General features: G+C 71.9%; 14 protein-coding genes. 5 read left to right on the forward strand and 9 right to left on the reverse strand.

Annotated elements, in window-relative coordinates; genetic code table 11:
* Entirely contained in the window at nt 1-828 is an 828-nt protein-coding gene (locus ACI2K4_RS13560; protein ID WP_404510968.1) for a helix-turn-helix transcriptional regulator, read from the reverse strand.
* Between the two features lie 218 nt (nt 829-1,046).
* The gene (gene mycP / locus ACI2K4_RS13565) at nt 1,047-2,207 is read right to left on the reverse strand and encodes a type VII secretion-associated serine protease mycosin (protein WP_404510970.1); all 1,161 of its coding nucleotides are present in this window, start codon (nt 2,205-2,207) and stop codon (nt 1,047-1,049) included.
* 194 nt (nt 2,208-2,401) lie between these two features.
* Here mycP (ACI2K4_RS13565) and mycP (ACI2K4_RS13570) point away from each other — a divergent pair, with 194 nt between their 5' ends.
* Nucleotides 2,402-3,673, forward strand: coding sequence for a type VII secretion-associated serine protease mycosin (mycP, locus tag ACI2K4_RS13570; protein ID WP_404510972.1), 1,272 nt, complete (start codon nt 2,402-2,404; stop codon nt 3,671-3,673).
* Between the two features lie 119 nt (nt 3,674-3,792).
* On the opposite strand, the gene ACI2K4_RS13575 is transcribed toward mycP (ACI2K4_RS13570), so the two are convergent.
* The 6 genes from ACI2K4_RS13575 to eccCa form a co-directional block, all read right to left on the reverse strand.
* Nucleotides 3,793-5,133, reverse strand: coding sequence for a WXG100 family type VII secretion target (locus tag ACI2K4_RS13575; protein ID WP_404510974.1), 1,341 nt, complete (start codon nt 5,131-5,133; stop codon nt 3,793-3,795).
* A 14-nt stretch (nt 5,134-5,147) separates the two neighbouring features.
* Nucleotides 5,148-5,699, reverse strand: a complete 552-nt coding sequence (locus tag ACI2K4_RS13580) for a hypothetical protein (RefSeq protein ID WP_404510976.1) — start codon at nt 5,697-5,699, stop codon at nt 5,148-5,150.
* 39 nt (nt 5,700-5,738) lie between these two features.
* Nucleotides 5,739-7,238 (reverse strand): S8 family serine peptidase, encoded by a 1,500-nt coding sequence (locus ACI2K4_RS13585; RefSeq protein WP_404510978.1) that lies wholly within the window; start codon nt 7,236-7,238, stop codon nt 5,739-5,741.
* A gap of 90 nt (nt 7,239-7,328) precedes the next feature.
* Nucleotides 7,329-7,607, reverse strand: a complete 279-nt coding sequence (locus ACI2K4_RS13590) for a WXG100 family type VII secretion target (RefSeq protein ID WP_404510980.1) — start codon at nt 7,605-7,607, stop codon at nt 7,329-7,331.
* 28 nt (nt 7,608-7,635) lie between these two features.
* Complete coding sequence (locus ACI2K4_RS13595) at nt 7,636-7,944, reverse strand: WXG100 family type VII secretion target (protein WP_404510982.1); 309 nt, start codon at nt 7,942-7,944, stop codon at nt 7,636-7,638.
* Nucleotides 7,945-8,186: 242 nt separating this feature from the next.
* Nucleotides 8,187-12,146, reverse strand: a complete 3,960-nt coding sequence (gene eccCa, locus ACI2K4_RS13600) for a type VII secretion protein EccCa (protein ID WP_404510984.1) — start codon at nt 12,144-12,146, stop codon at nt 8,187-8,189.
* 202 nt (nt 12,147-12,348) lie between these two features.
* Here eccCa and eccD point away from each other — a divergent pair, with 202 nt between their 5' ends.
* A complete protein-coding gene (gene eccD, locus ACI2K4_RS13605) occupies nt 12,349-13,746 on the forward strand; it encodes a type VII secretion integral membrane protein EccD (RefSeq protein ID WP_404510986.1) in 1,398 nt (465 codons plus the stop codon).
* On the opposite strand, the gene ACI2K4_RS13610 is transcribed toward eccD, so the two are convergent.
* Entirely contained in the window at nt 13,736-14,911 is a 1,176-nt protein-coding gene (locus tag ACI2K4_RS13610) for a type VII secretion protein EccE (RefSeq protein ID WP_404510988.1), read from the reverse strand. The two genes, eccD and ACI2K4_RS13610, sit on opposite strands and share 11 nt — an antisense overlap.
* A 159-nt stretch (nt 14,912-15,070) precedes the next feature.
* On the opposite strand from ACI2K4_RS13610, the gene eccB reads away from it, so the two are divergent.
* From eccB to ACI2K4_RS13625, 3 genes are all read left to right on the forward strand, one after another.
* The gene (eccB, locus tag ACI2K4_RS13615) at nt 15,071-16,555 is read left to right on the forward strand and encodes a type VII secretion protein EccB (protein WP_404510989.1); all 1,485 of its coding nucleotides are present in this window, start codon (nt 15,071-15,073) and stop codon (nt 16,553-16,555) included.
* A gap of 127 nt (nt 16,556-16,682) precedes the next feature.
* Nucleotides 16,683-17,051, forward strand: a complete 369-nt coding sequence (locus ACI2K4_RS13620) for a hypothetical protein (protein ID WP_404510991.1) — start codon at nt 16,683-16,685, stop codon at nt 17,049-17,051.
* Complete coding sequence (locus ACI2K4_RS13625; RefSeq protein WP_404510993.1) at nt 17,044-18,318, forward strand: WXG100 family type VII secretion target; 1,275 nt, start codon at nt 17,044-17,046, stop codon at nt 18,316-18,318. The genes ACI2K4_RS13620 and ACI2K4_RS13625 overlap by 8 nt, the downstream gene beginning before the upstream one ends.
* The last annotated feature ends 76 nt before the right edge of the window (nt 18,319-18,394 follow it).

The raw sequence follows: 18,394 nt of genomic DNA on the forward strand, positions 1-18,394 counted from the left end.
TCAGGTCTCGGCGCGTACGGAACCCAGGTGAGCGATGGCCGCCGCGCTGGTACTGCCGGGCTCCGGCGTACCGACGAGCAGTTGCTGACCGGGTGCGTCCCGTACGTCGAAGGTCTGGTAGGTCAGTTCGATCCGCCCGATGTCGGGCAGGACAAAGACCTTGAACGCCCGGTCGAGGCCGCCGACGGTCTGGTCCTGCCAGAGGGTCCGGAACCCGGGTGAGGTGCGCAACATCTCGTCGACCAGTGTCCGGATCTCGGGGTCATCCGGGTAGAGGCCGGCGTTGAGGCGTAGCGCGTGCACGACCGTCTCCACCAGCGTGGGCCATTCGGCGAACACGGTTCGTGCCCGGGGGTGCCGGAACAGCACCCGGACCATGTTTGTCATCCCGTCGAACGGGGCAAGCAGCGCCGCCGCGATCGTGTTGGTGGCGAGCACGTCGAACGCCGGGCCCAACACGTACGCGGCAGAGTTGGGAAAGGTCTCCAGCAGTTGCGACAGCGCCGGGTGCACCACTTGTCGCGAGCCGCCGACGTCGCGCTGTGGATTGAGCCGGGCCAACCGGAAGACGTGCCCCCGAGCGTCGGCGTCGAGTTTCAACGCCCGGCCGATCGCGTCCAGGACCTGCGGGGACGGGTTCCGTTCCCGGCCCTGCTCCAGCCGGGCGTAGTAGTCGACGCTCACCCCGGCCAGCACGGCGACCTCTTCGCGCCGCAGACCGGCGACCCGGCGGTCGCCGCCCGCGCGCAGTCCGGCGTCGGCGGGTTCGAGGCGGGCGCGGTGCGCGCGGAGGAAATCGCCGAGTTCGTTCCCGGATCCGGCGGTCATGACCTCAGCTTATTCTTCACGCCGTCGGCCGGGCCGGGCACGTCGTAAGCCACCCGAGGGCCGAGTCGGCCGGTGGGGCGAAAGCGCCCGAGGTGTCACGGATGGCGGGGGACGGGGCACTACCGCCCGACCGGGTTGGTACCGGACGGGCAATACCGATCAGGGTGTCAGCGGGGCAGGAACGGCTCTCGTGATCAAGAGCAGGCCGACCGGAACGGTCAGCCCCGCGCCGGTCCTCGGCCGCGACGACTTACCAGTAGGACCACGACCAGCACCACGACGACCACCAGCACGAGCAGGCCGACGATCATCGTGAGCACCGACCCGGAGCCGGATCCGCTCTCCCCGGTGGTGTCCACTCCGTCGGCCCCGGCCACCGGCACCGCGCCCAGCGGGTTTGCCTCGACCGGCGGCAGTTCGGCGGTGAGGGCCTTGACCAGGTCGAGCCGGCCGAAGCCGTACTCGCCGTCGCGGCCGGGCGGGCCGGCGTCGGCGGCGGTCTTCACCAACCGGTCGACCACCTGGGCGGCACTCGCCTCGGGGTACTTCGCCCGGATGAGGGCAGCCGCTCCGGAGACCATCGCGGTGGCGGCGCTGGTGCCCCCCTCCGAGGTGAGGTATCCGCCCTCGCGCAGGTCCGGCCAGCGGCCGGCGGTGGTGGAGATCGCGGCTCCGGGTGCGGCGATGACGACCTGGTCCCCCCGCACACCGCCCGACCAGCGGTCACCCTTCTGGTCCGTGGCGGCGACGGCGACCACCCCGGGAAGCCGGGCCGGGTAGAGGACCTTGGTGTCGCCCTGGACGGCGTTGCCGGCGGCGGCCACCACCACGACGTCCTTCGACTGGGCGTAGGCCACCGCCTGGTCCAGCTCGTCGGTTGTGGTCGGCCCACCGTTGGAAAGATTGATCACCTTGGCGCCGTGGTCGACCGCGTAGCGGATGCCCTCCGCCATGTTGCTGCCGGCGAAGGTGTTCGTCGCGATGGTCACCGGCAGGATTTTCGCGCCGGGCGCGATGCCCAGCGCGTGGCCGGCACCGCCACCCCGGGCGGCGATCAGCCCCGCCACCCCGGTGCCGTGGTTGTGCTCGTCGACCTTGCCCTTGTCGTCGACCCCGATCAGCCGCTTGCCGTCGAGCACCTGACCGGCGAGGTCGGGATGTTCGGCGTACACACCGGAGTCGACCACCGCGACGACGACGCCCTCCCCGGTGGAGAGTCGGTGCGCCTCGGTCACCCGCAACGCGGCCAGGTGCCACTGGTTCTTCAGGGGCGGCACGTCGGCGAGTGCCGGCGCCGGCACCCCGACGGCGACGGCCAGCGGCAGTGCGGCGACGATGGCCGCCATGGCACGACGGACACCCGTACGCTGCCCGATCATTTGTTTCCTCCAGCGGCCGACGCGGTGACCAGCCGACCCTATCCAATATCGACCGTTCCGACCGCCCGTGAAACCCCTCCCGCAGGCCCGTTCCCACCCTCACCCGTCGCGGGGAAGTGGGTCGTCCAACCGTCCGCGCCCGGGGAGCCGCCGCGTGGTCGTCACGAGCGTCGTGCCAGCGGTAGCCTGACCGGGTGTACGAGCGACCTGGGACCCGCCGACCCGATCTCGGGCGGTACGACGCCGGATCGTCCCGCCGTGGCTGGCGCCCGGCGCTCTGCGCGGCGGTGGCCGCCCTGCTCGCCACGGTGGTCGTACCGCCCGCACCGGCGGTCGCGGCACCGAGCTGCGGTCCCACCGGGGCGGCCCTGCCCGAGGCGCCCTGGCCGACGCGCAGGCTGGACCCGGCGGCCGCCTGGCGGGTCACCCGGGGCAGCGGCGTGACCGTGGCGGTGATCGATTCCGGTGTCTCGGCCAACCATCCTCTGCTTCAGGGCCAGGTCAATCAGGGGCGGGACTTCAACGGCCTGCCGGAGCAGCAGGGTCAGTGCGACCTGGCCGGACACGGGACCATCATCGCCGGGATCATCGCCGGCAAGGAGGGGACCGGCGCGCCGTTCAGCGGCATCGCCCCCAACGCCAAGATTCTGCCGATCCGCGTTCTGCCGGACACTCAACGGACCAACGACGAGAACCTGCCGCTACAGATCGCCGCGGCGATCCGTTGGGCGGTCGACAACGGCGCCATGGTGATCAATCTTTCGCTGGAGACGCTGCCCCGTGCCGAACTGGCGTCGGCGGTCGAGTACGCCCTCTCCAAGCATGTCGTGCTGGTCGCCGCCGCCGGGAACCAGCAACAGCAGCAGCGGGACCAGCCCGCCTATCCCGCCGGATATCCGGGGGTGATCGCGGTGGCGGGCATCGACGAGCAGGGCGGGCACGTCGGCACCTCGGTCAGCGGCGACTACGTCGACATCGCCGCTCCGGGGCTCAACATCACCGGCCCGGCACCGCAGGGTGACGGTTACCTCAACGAGCCGGACGGCGGCACCAGCTTCGCCGCCGCGTACGTCTCCGGCGCCGCCGCGCTGGTCCGTGCCGCCTTTCCGGAGATGGGTGCGGCGCAGGTTGCCGAACGGCTGGTGAAGACCGCGGACAGCCCGCCCGAGGGGCGTAACGCCGAAGTCGGGTACGGCGTGGTCAACCCGTACCGCGCGGTGACGAGCCTGCTCGGCACCCGGGCCGACCCGCCACTCGGTGCGATGGCGAAGCCGGTTGTCGACCGGGACCCGTGGGGCGACGAGCGGACCGTGGCGCTCTGGGTGGCGATCCTCGGTACGGCCTTCGCCGTACTGCTGTTGTTGGCCCGTCCGATCAGCCGGATGGGCCGCGGACGCGGATGGCGGCCCGGTCGGGGACAACCGGACGGCGTCGAGCCGGCGAGCGGTAGGACGACGGTGGCCTGACCGCCGTCGTCCCACCCCAGGTCGTTCCATCCCAGGTCGTCCCACCCCCGGCATCGTGCGGCACCGGCCGCCGCCGAGCGGCAGGACCCGCGCCGCCGAGCGGCAGGACCCGGGATGGATCAGCTCAGCACGCCCGGTGTGCCGTCGCCACCGGCACCCCAGACGTCGTCGTCCTCTTCGAGCCAGGTGTTGCGAGGTGTCTCCTCCTCGCCGTAGCCGGCGCCCGCGCCGCCGGGGCCGACTCCACCGGCGAAGCCAGCCCGACCGCCGCCGACACCACGTGCACCGGGAGCACCCGCACCGTGACCGCCGGCGCCACGCCCGCCGCCCGCACCGGCGCCGCCGGCCATTCCACCCGCCATGCCGCCCATGCCGCCGCCCGCACCCGCGCCGAAGCGACCGCCGGCACCGAGTCGCCCACCGGCGCCTCGTCCACCCGCGCCCTTGCCACCGGCGGCGGCACCGCCGCCCATCATCGGCGGCATGGTCGGGACGACCGGACGACCGAGCGCGCCGCCGCCCGGAATGGATCCCGCGCCCGCGCCGCCGCCGGAGAGACCGGCACCACCGCCCATGCCCGAGGCGCCGGGCAGTCCCCCGGTCCCGAGGCCGCTGCCGAGGCTGGGCGCGGCGCCGGCCAGACCGGAGCCGTACTCACCGTCGATGCCGCCGGTGCCGGGGATGTTTCCGGTGGTGGGGATCTGGCCCGTGTCGGGCCGTAGGGCACTCGTGTCCGGGCGGTCGATCCGGGCATCAGGCTGACCGATACGCGGATCCGGATTGTCGATCCGGCCGAGGGAGGGGTCCAGGTTGCCGGTGTTGCCGATGTCGGCGGTCTTCGGCACCCGGACGTTGCCGTTGCCACCGCCGCCGTCGTCGAGGTCGGGAATCTCCGGCCGGTCGGTGAGGACCTGCGGCGGCCCCGCCTCACCGGGCATGTTCGGCGCCTGGTTCTGGTAGTCGTTACCGACCCGGGCGTAGACCTGGGCGGCCTCCTCGGACCGGTCGTTGATCCAGTCGGCCACGGCGGTGATCGGATCGAGCCAGCCGAGGAAGTCGGGGGCGACCTTCGCCTCGAAAAAGCCGATGCCGATGGTCAGCTTGCCGTCGCGCGCCTCCAGCACGTCGTTGACGCAGGTGGCCGGGATCGGGAAGTCGCGCTGCGCCTGGGTCAGCTTGTCCGCCGCGTTGTTGAGCGCCAGCACGATGCCGTCGCCCTTCTCGGCGTCCTCGATCATCCGGCCAGCGTCGGTGGCGTGCAGCTCGATCCGTGTCTTGAACGCCTCGTACGCCTCGCCCTTCCAGACCGTACCGAGGTCCTTGATGTTGGTTTCCAGGCTCTCCTTGACGCTGCCCAGGTTCTTCAGTAGCTCCTGCCACCCGAGGGCGGCACTGGCGACGTCGCCGGGTCGGCCGTCGATGACGACCTCCTGGCACATCTCCTCCCAGCTCTTGGCCATCTGTCGCTCCCGCCCTACTGGCTCGCGCGGCCGCGTGCGACGTCACCGAAGATCCGCTGCATGTCGATGGCGGTCATCCGGTTGACCTCTTCGGCCGTCTCGTAGTTCTCCTTGACCTGACGCAGCGCCGCGACGGCCTCGTCGAGGCTCCTGGCCAGGTTGCGCAGGCCCTGCTCGACCCCGGTGTAGAGAGACCCGTGTTTCTGCGCCAACCGGCCCGCCCACTCGAACCCACCGAGCGGACTCTTGGCGCCGGGCCCGACCGCCCCACCCGAGGCGGCCTGCCCACCCATCAGGTCCTGAAGGTCGGTCATGTCGTACGACAGCCGGTTCAGATAGGTCGCGTGCGCCTCCAGCCAGCGGATGGCCGAGTCGAGGCTGGACGCGTCCCACTCGGTCCTGACGCCCGCCTCGTCCGCCCCGGCGACCAGGTCGGACGGGGTCTGCGCCCGGTTGACGTTGTCCAACTCGAAGCCGTTGAGCGTGACCAGCCCGGTCGGATTCAACGGCAGGTCGGGCGTGTCCACCTCCAGCCGCTCCGGCTGGTCCGTCCTGTCTCCACTCATCCGCGTCCTCCCCCGTGAGTCGTCCGATGTCGTGTCGTACTAGCGATGATTGCCGGAATCCGGCGGCCCGCCGCCCGGCCGTGCCGCTCCCGGGTACGGCGGCTGCCCCGCCGGCTGCCCCGGATAAGGCGGCTGCCCCGGATAAGGCGGCTGCCCCGGATACGGCTGCTGTCCCGGGTAGGGCTGCTGTCCCGGGTACGGCTGCTGTCCCGCCGGCTGTCCCGGGTGCGGTGGCTGCCCGGGAGGGTATGGCTGGTAGACCGGGGGCGCCTGCCCCGCCTGCTGATACGCCGGTCCGCCCGGACCCCAGCCCACGCCGGGTGCGGGAGCGCCGACCGACGCGTCGGCCAGGGCTCGCCGCCGACGGGCCGAGCGCCGGTTCAGCACGATCAGGAGGACGACCAGGCCGACCGCCACCAGCAGGCAGAGAGCGACCTGGACGATCGCGCCGACCCGGTTCGTCACGCCGATCTCGATCGCCGGTCCGTCGTCGTCCTTCGCGCCGGTGTCGCCGGCCTGTGCCTCCGGGGCCGCTGCCACCAGGGGGTTGGTCGTCACCGCCGGCACCTCGCGGGTCAGCGCGGCGAGCGGATCGACCGGGCCGAACCCGTACAGCTCGTCACGGCTGGCCGTGCCCTCGTCCTTCGCGGTACGGATCAACCGGTTGACCACGTTCGCCGCGCTCAGGTCCGGGTAACGCGAGCGCACCAGCGCGGCCACCCCGGAGACGATCGCGGCGGAGTCACTCGTACCGCTGGCGACGCCGTACCCGTTTCTCGAGACGGAGTACGGCCGGGGCGTGATGATGTCGTCCATCGGTCCCGCCAGCACCACCTCCGCCCCGCGCACCGAGTCCGGCGAGAACTTGCCGTCCTTGCTCAGGCCGGAAACGGCGACGACGCCGGGGATGTTGGCCGGGGAGGCCACGCCCGAGTCGCCGTTCTTCCGGTTGCCGGCGGCGGCGACCAGTACGACGTCCTTCTCCAGCGCGTAACGCACCGCCGCCCGGTCCTCCTCGCTGGCCGGTCCGCGCGCGCCCAGCGACATGTTGATCACGTCTGCGCCCGCGTCGACGGACCAGCGGATCGCCGCGCTGAGCTCACCGTGTGCGAACTCGGCCCCGGTCGAAACGGGAAGGATCTTCACTCCGGGGGCGATGCCGAGAGCCCGGTTGGCTCCTCCGCCACGCCCGGCGATCAGCCCGGCCATCGCCGTGCCGTGGCCGTCCGCGCCGCTGTCCTTGCGTCCGTCCGGCGCGGCGTCCGACCCGATGCCGTGACCGGCGAGCACCTGCCCCTTGAGGTCGGGGTGGGAGACGTCGACCCCGGTGTCGATCACCGCTACGGTGACCCCGTCACCCTTGCTGATCTTGTGAGCCTCGGGGATGCGCAGCGTGTCCAGGTACCACTGGAGGCCGCGTACGGTGTCGGCGCGCGCCGGGGCGGCGGCGACCAACGAACCGGCGCCAGCGGTCGCGACCAGCACCAGCGCGGTGGCCGCCGATCGCAGGACCGGGCGGAGACCGTTTCTCGAACGCATCGCTCCCCCAGAGGAAATGTCACCGTCGCGCCGATACGAACGCGGCTCCGGACCGGCCGAACCGGACCGGAGCCGCGTCGGGCGATTATCTCAGTGCCACATCTTCGAATTGCTCATTTCGGTGCTGACGTAGTTTTCCCGCGCGATGCCGACGGCCCCGCCGATGTCGTTCAGGATCTTGTTGATGTCCCGTACGGCCGAGTCCCACTGGGCCTGGTGCTGCTCGTAGGAGGTGCGGTCGTCACCCTCCCACTGCAGCTTGGACAGCATCTGACGGAGCGTGTCCAGCTTTTCGTCGATGGTCCGCGAAATGGCCTGCATCTGCTGGTTGCTGGCCTCGAGGACCGCGTAGTCAACTTTGATCGTCACGATCTGCTCCTCTGCTTCCGCCGGCCGGTCACGGGTTGAGCGCGTTGTGGAACTTGCTCAGCATCTGCTGCTGCTCCTCGTCGTTCACCTGGTGCGTGGTGCCCGACTTGTCCAGCAGGTCGGCGATGTTGTCCATCGCCGTGAGCAGCTTGCCGGTGTCCTCGTTCCACTGCCGCATCAAGTCCTGGAAACCGGTGGACGCGCCACCCTTCCAGGCCATGGCCAGGTCGTCGACGACGTTCCAGAGCTTCTTGAGCTCGCCGTCCACCTCGCTGCGCGTCGACCGCACGTCACTCGCGGCGGTATGCAGGCTTCCAGCTTCGACCTCGAACGCCATGCTTCACACCCTTCCGTCTACTAGTGGCGGCCATTGCCGCGCCTGCCCCCCGCGGCAAGGCATGGCACCCTACCGGCGGACACTCATGCATGGAACGGTATCTCACCTGCCCCAACGGTCGCAGCCCTCGTCCGGGCAGATCGGACCATCCGGTATGGATGGTCCATCGCCCGACCATCGGTGGACGCCGATCGGATGAGCCGAGTGGGCCGGACCCTGCGGCAGGCGCGGTCCGACGGGTGTCAGGCCGGGTCCGACCAGGCGGTCTGGATCAGTTGCTGGCCGTCACGGCGCCGTACCAGGGTGCCGCGACCCGGCGGTTGCGGACTCGGCCGCAGAGTGCCGAAGACCGCGCCCTCCTCCCGGTTACCGGACATCAGCAGGCCCGGCGAGTCCAACTCCCGGAGGCGTTGCAGAACCGGCTCGTAGAGCGCGCGGGCCACGCCGCCGACCCGGCGGGCCAGGATCAGGTGCAACCCGATGTCGCGGGCCTGCGGCAGCAGGTCGTGCAACGCGGTCAGCGGGTTGTTGCCACCGGAGGCGACCAGGTCGTAGTCGTCGACCAGGATGTACAGCTCGGGTCCACGCCACCAGGACCGGTCGCGTAGTTGCGCGGTGGTGACGTCCGGTCCGGGCAGGCGGTTGCCGAGCGCGTCCCGGATCGAGGCCAGCCCTTCGCTGAAGACCTTGTTGGACGCCGCGTAGTCGAGCAGGTGGTCGCCCTCGACCGCACCGAGCAGCCCGCGCCGGTAGTCCGCGATCACCAGCCGGGCCTCGGCCGGGGTGTACCGCTCGGTGATGCCCCGGGCGATCAGCCGGAGCAGGTTGGTCTTGCCGCACTCGGCGTCGCCGAAGACGGTCAGGTGCGGCTCGCTGGCCAGGTCCAGGTAGACCGGCGCCAGCGCCGCCTCGTTGACCCCGATCGGCAGCCCGGTCGCCGCCGGGTCGACCACCTGGGCCAGCTCGGCCGTCGCCAGTCGGCGGGGCAGCAGACGTACCTTCGGCGCGGGCTCGCCCGGCCAGGCCGCCGCCACCCGCTCGGCCAGCGCGACCGACGCCTCGCTGAGGTCGTCGGTCGCCCGCGAGCCGTCGATCCGCGAGACTGCGGTCAGGAAGTGCAGCTTGTCCCGGGTCAGACCACGGCCGGGCGACTTCTCCGGTACGTTGACCGCCGCCCGCCGGTCGATCTCCGACTCGGCCGGGTCGCCCAGGCGCAGTTCGAGCTTGGTGCCGAGCAGGTCCCGCATGTTGATCCGGATCTCCGCCCAGCGGGCGGCGGTGAGGACCACGTGTACGCCGAAGCCGAGCCCGCGCGCGGCGAGGTTGGTGACGGTCTGCTCCAGCTCCTCGTACTCCTGGCGCAGCACGCTCCAGCCGTCGACGACCAGGAAGACGTCGCCGAACCGGTCGTCGGGGAACTCGCCGGCGGCCCGACGACGCCGGTAACTCGCCACCGAGTCGATGCCGAGCTGCGCGAACCGCGCCTCCCGCTCCTCGATGATGGTGCCGACCTCGGCGATCGTACGGCGGACGGCCTCGTTGTCCCGCCGACCGGCCACCCCCGACACGTGCGGGAGGGCGGCGAGGCTACGCAGCGCGCCACCACCGAAGTCGAGACAGAAGAACTGCACCTCGCGCGGGGTGTGGGTGAGCGCCATCGAGGCGAGCAGGGTGCGGAGCAGGGTGCTCTTGCCGGAGAGCGGCGCACCGACGATCACCACGTTGCCGCCCGCACCGGCGAGCTCCACCCACATCGGGTCACGGCGCTGCTCGTACGGCCGGTCCACGATGCCGACCGGGACGGTGAGCTGCCCGCGACCGGCCCAACCGGTCGGGATGAGGCCGTACGTCGGGTCCTCGGTCAACGTACCGAACAGCTCGCCCAGGCCGGGTGGGTCGGCCAGCGGCGGCAACCACACCTGGTGCGCCGGCTTTCCCCGCCCCTGGAGCTGGTCGATCAGCACGTCGAGCATGGTCACCGCCTTGCCGGTCTCGACCGGCTCGGCCGGCTCCGGCTCGCTCTGGACCAGGGCCTCGACCGATTCGACCGGCACGAAGTCGATCCCGAACGGGACGATGCCGCGACTCGACGCGGCCCGCGAGGTCGAGCCGCGCCGGCCCGGTGGGCGGTAGGGGCCGGAGACGTACGCGGCGCGGAAGCGCAGCATCGTGGCGGTGTCGGACTTCAGGTATCCGTGACCGGGAGCGCTCGGCAGCTCGTACGCGTCCGGCACACCGAGCACGATCCGGCTCTCCACCGCCGAGAAGGTACGCAGACCGATCCGGTACGACAGGTGCGTGTCCAGCCCGCGCAGCTTTCCCTCCTCCAGCCGCTGGCTGGCCAGGAGCAGGTGGACACCGAGCGAACGCCCGAGCCGGCCGATCATCACGAAGAGGTCGATGAAGTCCGGCTTGGCCGCCAGCAGTTCACTGAACTCGTCGCAGATGATGAGCAGGCTCGGCATCGGTTCGAGCGGCTCACCGGCGGTCCGCGCCTTGTCGTACTCGTACCGGGAGATGTAGTTGCCGGCGGCGCGCAGCAGTTCCTGCCGGCGGACCATCTCACCGGCGAGCGCGTCGCGCATCCGGTCGACCAGCGGCAGTTCGTCGGAGAGGTTCGTGATCACCGCGCTGGTGTGCGGCAACGCGTCCAGCGAGGCGAAGGTGGCGCCGCCCTTGAAGTCGACCAGGACGAAGTTCAGGTCGTCCGAGGAGTGCGTCGCGGCGAGCGCGGCGACCACCGTACGCAGCAGTTCGCTCTTGCCCGAACCGGTCGCGCCGATCACCAGGCCGTGTGGGCCCATGCCCTCGTGCGCCGACTCCTTGAAGTCGAGCTCCACCACGTTGCCCTCGGGCCCGACCCCGAGCGGGATCCGCAGCCGCTCCCGTGGCGCGCGGGCACGCCAGGTCAGCGCGGTGTCGAGGGCGGCGGCGTCGCCGATGCCGAGCAGGTCCGGCAACTCCATGCTGCGCGCCAGCGGTTCCTCGCTCACCGTCTGCCGGGAGAGGCGGTACGGCGCGATCTGCCGGGCCAGCCCCTCCGCCGCCGTGCGGCTCAGCCGGTCCGGGCGACCCAGGCGCGAGGTGGTCTTGCCCCGGACCAGCTCCAACCCGGACCCGTCGGTGACGTCGAGGCAGAGCAGCCAGCGGCCGGCCTCGCGGGGCACCGAGCCGGAGAGGTCGATGACCGTGGTGCCGAGCAACCCCACCCCGACGAGCTGACAGGTCGGCGAGACCTCGCCACCGTCGACGACCACGACGACGTGCGGCCCGGTGAACGGCTTCGCCTCCGACGCGAACCGGGGACGGCTGGTGAGTTCGCCGGCAAGGGCCTGTTCCGCGTCGACCAGGCTGCTGAAGACCAGCCGCCGGGGGCCGGCGGCGTCCGAGTTGCCGACGTGGTGCGCGTGCGGCAGCCACTTCACCCATTCCCACTCCGGCTGGCGGTCGACCGCCGCGACCACCACGACGATCAGGTCGTCCGGGGCATGGAAGGTGACGAGTTGGCCCAGCGCGGCGCGGGTCAGGTCGAGCACCGGTTCCCGCTCGCCCCGGAGCACCACCCGGCTGAAGGCCCGCACCGACATCGCGGTCGGCAGCTCCGGCACCGTCGAGTGGGCCCGGACGAACCGGCGCAGCGCGATCGCGCTCATCGGTTCGAGATCCTCGACCGGCTTGGTCTCCGGCGGCACGATCTGTACGGCGATCGCCTGCGCCCCGGTGGCGACCCGCGCCTCGCCGAAGTCCTCCTCGGTCTGCCGGCGCTCCCACAGCCGCCGCGAGGAGGCGATCGACCAGAGCGCGTCCGGCTCGGGGTGCCGCCACTCCATCGCTTTGCGTTGCTGCTCGGCGGCCCGCCGGGTGCGCTTGCGCACCTGGGTCAGGTAACGCATGTAGTCGCGCCGGTCGGCGTTCAGCTCGGCCTTGTCGTTGCCGCCGTTGCTCATCGAGCCGATCGCCATGCCCAGCATGGAAACCCCGAACAGACCGCCCGCGACCCAGGTCATCACACCGCCGGACCGTCCGGCGTAGAGGAACGCCATGGCCCCCACGCCGCAGACCATCGGCAGGATCATCAGTAGCTGCCCCAGTCCACGGGGTAGCTGCTCGGGCAGCTCGGGCGGCGATTCCAGCAGGACCTCGCCCCGGGGCAGGGTTGGCCCCGCCTGCCGTGGGGGTCGACGGAAGACCACCGTACCCACGTCTGTACCTCCCCGAATGCGGCCCGTGTGCCCAGGTACAACCGACAGGAGTCGTCGGGGGGCATCGTACGTACCCGCCATCGTAGGTAATCTCCCCTGGGCGCCGCGATCCGTGCGGCGGCGTCCATCGCCCGGACCGGTCCGAACAGGTCGGTCGGCGCTGGTACGACGACTGGCGCACACGCGAGCACGAGGAGGCCCAGTGGCGACGAAGACGGCGACCGGCGACCTGAGCCGGGTCACCATCGTGGCACCGCGAACCCGGATGGACCTGGCCCTACCGTCGGACGTGCCGCTTGCCGACCTGCTCCCGACGCTGCTGCGGTACGCCGGCGAGGACCTGGCCGACGAGGGCGTACGGCACGGCGGCTGGTCCCTGGCCCGGCTCGGCGGCCAACCGCTCGACGGCGGGCACACGGCGAGCCAGCTCGGCATCCGCGACGGTGAGGTGCTCTACTTCAACCCGCGCAACGCCGCCGCGCCCGAGGTCGTTTTCGACGACGTCGTCGACGCGGTCGCCACCGCCACCAACCGCCGGGCAGGTGGCTGGCAGGTCGCCACCACCCGGAAGTTCTCCGTCCTGTTCGCCTCGGCGGCGCTGGTCGGCGGCGCCGCGGTGGTCCTGCTCGCCGGGCCACCGAATCTTGTCGGCGCGCTGGTCGCCCTGGTGGTCGCGATCGGGCTGTTGGTGACGGCGACCGTGCTGTCCCGGGCCGCCGGGGACAGCGGCACCGGGTCCGTCCTGGCCACGGTCGGCCTGGTCTACGCGACCGTCGGCGGGCTGCTGCTACTCGCCGGTGACCGGACCCTGGGGCAGCTCTCGACACCGCACGTCCTGCTCGCCGCGACCGCGCTGGTCGTCTTCGGCGCCGCGTCGGCGGTCGCGGTCGGCGACCGGGCGCCGGTCTTCTTCGGCGCCACCACGATCGGTGCCGCGATCGGGTTCGGCGCGGCCCTCGCGATGGTGTTCGGGATGAGCGCGGCGGCCTCGGCCGCGGTACTCGCCACGGTCGCGTTCGCCACCCTGCCGGCCCTGCCGATGGCGGCGTACCGGCTGGCCCGGCTGCCGATCCCGTCGATCCCGACCGGGCCGGACGACCTCAAGACCGACAGCGAGACCTTCGACAGCCGACAGGTGCTCAACCTCAGCGAGCGGGCGGACCAGTTCCTCACCAGTCTGCTCTGGACGGTCTCCCTGGTGGTGCTCGGCGGCGAGGTGATCCTCGCGGTCGACGGCCGGCTGGCGGCGGTGCTGCTCTGCGCGGTGCTCGCGCTGCTGTCGATGCTGCGGGCCCGGCCGTTCCTCGGTCGGGCGCAACGGACCCCGGTGCTCGCCGCCGGCTCGCTCGGGCTCGGCCTGGTCGCCGCGGCGACCTTCGTACCGGCACCACCCATGATCCGACTCGGGGCGATCCTGGGCGGACTGCTGATCGCGGCGGTGGTCAGCCTCGTCTACGGGGCGACCGTGGCGGGCAAGCACATCTCGCCCGTCTGGGGTCGCACCCTCGACATCGTCGAGATCCTGCTGATCGTCTCCCTGGTGCCGCTCGCCGCCTGGGTCTGCGGCCTCTACGGCTGGATCGCCAACATCAGACCCTGATCGGTCCGACCCCGGTCGTCGGCCGCTCGGCGGCGACCGGGGCGGAAGCGTAGACGGCCGGCCCGTGTCTCCCGTCGAGCGGTCGGGAGGTCACCGAGTGCCGGCCCACCACCTCTCCGACGGTGCCGGCGAACCGCGCGATCTCGCTGTCGCCGGCCGCGACCCGCAGCAGCGGCGCGCCCACCGGGCCACCGCCGCCGACGGTCACCGAGAGGGTGTGCGAGACGACCGGAACGGCGGTCACCGCGTCGACGAGTTCGCCGTACGAGAGGTCCGACCGGGAACGCAACGAGAGGCAGAGCTGGGTCAGACCGCCGCCGGTCAGTCCCTTCCAGGTCTCGACCTGCGGTACGTCCACCAGGTCCAGACCGGTCGCGTCGAGGATCGTCGCCCGCAACTCGTCCCGGTCGAGCACCTGGTACGCCAGTCCGGCCCCGGTCAACGCCTTGCCGAGTCGACCCGCCGCCGCGGCCATCGTGCGGTGCACACCCGGGATGCCCCCACCCCGGTTGACCGCCTCCACCCGTGCGTCCGGCACCGACAGACGCAGCGCCACCCAGACGTCGCGCACCAGCTCGGCCGGTACGCCCGGCTCGGCCGCCCGGACCAGGGTCCGCGCGACCACCTGGGCGGACGACCCCGGCCCGGTGTATCCCGCGAGTACCTCCACCGCCCGGTCGACGGTGGACGCCTCGACCGGTTCCGTCGGATCACTCGACTCCGGCGCGACGACGCAGGCCAGGAACCAGCCGTGGTCGTCCTGCCCGACCCCGAAGCGCGATCCCCGGTCCAGGACATCGGTCAGGGTCAGGTCGGGTGCCAGGGCGGACAGGCGGGGATCGTCGGCGGACGGTTTGGCGGTGGCCGCCCGACGGGCACGCTGCCGCAGCCGGCGGCGCAGTCCCAGGTCCTCGTACCACCAACGGCCGCGCCGCCGGACGAAGACCGCCCCGACGGCGAGCACCGCGACCGTGGCGACGATGGCGACCAGCCACACCGGCCGGCCCAGCGTGACACCGACCGCCACGAGGCCGACCTCCACGACGACGATCTGCCCGACGGCCAGCGGTCCGATCCGGCCGCGCCGACGCCGTCCGCCGAGCCGGGTCGGCGATCCGGTACGCGCCACGCCCGCCTGGGCGGGAGGTGCCTGAACCTGCGTCATCGCTGAGCATCCTCTCTGGACCCTCGCACCGGTGCTGCCTTACGCCGTCGACGCGAGGGCGGGGTCCCGCTGACCAACCGACGGACCCTTATCGTAGGGAAGCCCGTGACGGAATTCGGACCTGCTCGTCACGGACCACACCCAGGCCGGAGGTAGCGCATGCGGACCCGCCGCGATCAGGTTCAGGCGTACCGGTTCGTCACCCGCCGTATCGTCTCGGCGCTGCTGTCGGGCGACCCGGAGACGAACAATCTCCCGATGCGCCGGCTGGGGCTCGCCGTCTTCGGCAGTGCCATGGTCGCGGCCATCGTGCTGGCCGGCGCCGGGGTGTACGGCCTGATGACAAATCGCAGTTCGCCGTTGGAGCCGAACACGTTGGTGCTCGAACGGGAGACCGGCGCGACGTACGTCTTCGTCGACGACCGGCTGTACCCGACCCTCAACTACGCCTCGGCGCGACTGATCCTGGACCAGGCGGACCCGCCGGTGCGTACGATGTCGCAGGCGTCGATCCGGGACCGGTCACGCGGTCGTCTGGTCGGCATCGTCGGGGCACCGGACGACCTGCCCGGCCGCTCGTCGCTGGTGGGGCTGCCCTGGTCGGTGTGCAACACCCCGGACCCGGCCGACTCGCGCCAGTCGACCACCCGCCTCGTCGTCAACCAGGAGCTGGCTGGCGGGGTCGACCTCGGCGAACAGGCCGTCCTGGTCGCCAACGGCGATCAGCGTTACCTGCTCTTCAACAACACCCGGATGCAGGTGCTCGGCGGCGACCAGGCGATCGCCGCACTGAAGATGACCTCGGTCCCGCCGATCGGGATCGGCCAACAACTGCTCAACGCCGTTCCGGTGGGGCCGAGGGTGCGCGAGCCCCTGATCCCGGGCGACAACGAACAGAGCCAGTGGCAGATCGGCTTCGGGCCGACCTTCGTCGGGCAGGTCTTCCGGTCGGCGGGACAGCACTACGTCCTGACCCGCAACGGGCTCGCGTCGGTCGGCGAGATGACCGCGCTGCTGCTGCTCCGCGACGGCGGCGGGATCAGGGACATCACGCCGGAGGAGGCGGGCAGGGTGCTCAGCCGGGAGCGGCTGGAGGACGACGGCATGCCGCAACGGCTGTTGGAGCTGCGCCCGGGCGGTGCCGGCCCCACGTCGATCTGTGCCACGTACCGGGGCGCGACCGGTGGTTCGGCCGGCACGACGATCAATGTCTTCGACCGTACGCCGCCGGAGCTGGCCCCGGCCGCGCCCGGCTCGATGGAGGTACGGCAGACCTCGCGGGACGCGGTTCAGACGGCGGAACGGGTGGTGATGCCCGGCGGCAAGGGTGCGCTGGTGCAGGCGATGCCGGGGGCCGGCGACGGCGCCGACGGGGCGATCGGGTCGACCGTCTACCTGCTCACCGCCCAGGGAATCCGTTATCCGCTGGGAACCCGAGGGGGCACGGCGGTCACCGCCCTCGGCTACGGCGACGTGTCCCCGCTCGCCGTGCCGGCGTCGCTGCTCTCCCTCATCCCGACCGGTCCGACGTTGCAGCGCGACGACGCGCTCGCCTACTTCAGCCCGCCGCTGGACCAGCCGGTGCGGTCCGAGCCTCAGGGACAGCCAGCCCAGCAACCGGGCCAACCGGCCACCGGAGGTTGACAGGCGTCCATTCGGCCAGCGGATACGACCACGTCGGACGGGTTGAGCGGGTCGCGGCACTCGACCCGCTCGACTAATCTTGACGAAGGCTACGGGTGTCGGCCGACAACGACCACGGGGTGCTGCTATGAGTCCGCAGACGAGAGTCGACGTACTGTCCTTGGAGGACTTCCACGGAAGGCTGGCGGCCCGGCTGACCGAGGCGGAGCAGGCACTCGGCAAGCTCAACACCGAGATGCAGTGCGAGCCGCCCGCCCTGGGACTGTTCGCCGACGCGACCAGCAACGCGCGCCAGTACACCAACCTCCACCAGGAGTACGTCAACCGGGTGGAGCGGCTCAAGCAGGCCATCACGGCGGTCCAGCAGGCGACCCAGCAGATCCTCGAGAACTACCGCACGACCGAGGCCCGGAACAGGGCCAGCGCGGACGACATCGGTCGTGTCCTCGGTGGGATCGACCGGACGCTCGACCCCGAGGAGTCGCACCGTGTCTGACGAGTACGTGCAGCGTTACCAGCACCTGAGCCATGAGGAGCTCTACCAGGCCGTGCAGGCGGGCGACGCGGAACAGGTCGAGGCGCTGGCCAGCAAGTGGAGTGCGCTCAAGACCACCATCGACGGGCTCGGCCAGTCGCTGCGTCAGGACCTCGACGCGCTGGCCCGGACCTGGTCAAGCGAGGCGGGCGAGGAGTTCCAGCGTCGGCTCAACCTGGTGATCTCGTACTCCAACAGCGTCGCCATCGGGATGGGCGGGGTCAACGAGGGCCTGACCCTGATGGCGGGGCCGCTGCGGGCCGCCCAGAAGGACGCCGAGAGCCCGGAGGAGACCGACGACCACGACCAGGCGCTGAAGGGCGCGGCGAAGGGTGCGATCTTCGGGCCGGCCGGCATAGTCGTCGGTGGTTTCCTCGGCCACCAGCAGGACAAGGAAGAGCAGGAACGAGCCCACCAGCGGATGGTCACGATCGTGGCCGGGCTCGCCGCCGCTTACGACCTCTCCGCATACGACCGGCTGGTGACGCCGCCGGTCGCGGACCCGGACACCCCGGACACGGTCAACCGGACACCGCCCCAGACGCAGAGCGGTCCGGGTGCGACCGCCCCGACGCGTATCCCGGGGAGCGGACCCACCTCGCAGACCGGCAACTCCCGGGCGGAGGTGCCGCACACCCTGGTGGGTGGGCCGGGCACCGGCACGCCTGACGGCAGAGCGCCCACCGGCCGGGGCACCTCGACCGGGAGCGGCAATCGCGATGACGACCGGGCCGACAAGGGCGACGGCACCGCGCTTGCCGGCGCGGGCCTGTTGACCGGCTGGACGGCGGGGGCCGGCGGCATGGCCGGAGCCGCCGCCGGGGTCGGGGCACCGGCCGCCGGTGGCGGCACGGGACTGTTCGCCGGCCAGATGAGCACCCCGGCCGGTGGTGTGCTCGGCAGCGGTGCGTTGTCCGGTTCCGGCTCCTCGGCGGGCTCGCCCGCCGGCCGACCCGGAGGCGGAGGCGCGGGCGCGGAGGCCAGGTCGGCGAGCGGCGCCGCACGGGCCGAGGGCGGGAGCCGGCAGGGAGCGGCCGGTGCCACCGAGCGATCGGCGGCCGGTCGGAGCGGGTCCGGCGGACGAGGCGGAGTCCTCGGCGGCTCCGGCCACGGGCAGCCCGACGACGACGAGGGCGACGAGCGGCTCACCTGGCTGACCGAGGACGACATGGTCTGGCGGGGCGACGAGAGCGGTGCACCGCCGGTGCTCGGCGCCTCCGATCACTGATCTCGGACCGGCGCCGCGACACGAGGACCACACGGAGACGGCCGACCCGGGGGTCCGGGTCGGCCGCCTTCGGGCA

It is taken from the genome of Micromonospora sp. NPDC050397 (assembly GCF_044901685.1).
Lineage (GTDB): Bacteria > Actinomycetota > Actinomycetes > Mycobacteriales > Micromonosporaceae > Micromonospora_G.

Excerpts from the sequence above, each read along its gene's own strand:
- eccB (WP_404510989.1), top strand. The coding sequence starts at position 15,071 with ATGCGGACCCGCCGCGATCAGGTTCAGGCGTACCGGTTCGTCACCCGC.
- ACI2K4_RS13610 (WP_404510988.1), bottom strand. The coding sequence starts at position 14,911 with ATGACGCAGGTTCAGGCACCTCCCGCCCAGGCGGGCGTGGCGCGTACC.
- ACI2K4_RS13595 (WP_404510982.1), bottom strand. The coding sequence starts at position 7,944 with ATGGCGTTCGAGGTCGAAGCTGGAAGCCTGCATACCGCCGCGAGTGAC.
- ACI2K4_RS13575 (WP_404510974.1), bottom strand. The coding sequence starts at position 5,133 with ATGGCCAAGAGCTGGGAGGAGATGTGCCAGGAGGTCGTCATCGACGGC.
- ACI2K4_RS13580 (WP_404510976.1), bottom strand. The coding sequence starts at position 5,699 with ATGAGTGGAGACAGGACGGACCAGCCGGAGCGGCTGGAGGTGGACACG.
- ACI2K4_RS13585 (WP_404510978.1), bottom strand. The coding sequence starts at position 7,238 with ATGCGTTCGAGAAACGGTCTCCGCCCGGTCCTGCGATCGGCGGCCACC.
- mycP (WP_404510970.1), bottom strand. The coding sequence starts at position 2,207 with ATGATCGGGCAGCGTACGGGTGTCCGTCGTGCCATGGCGGCCATCGTC.
- ACI2K4_RS13620 (WP_404510991.1), top strand. The coding sequence starts at position 16,683 with ATGAGTCCGCAGACGAGAGTCGACGTACTGTCCTTGGAGGACTTCCAC.
- ACI2K4_RS13560 (WP_404510968.1), bottom strand. The coding sequence starts at position 828 with ATGACCGCCGGATCCGGGAACGAACTCGGCGATTTCCTCCGCGCGCAC.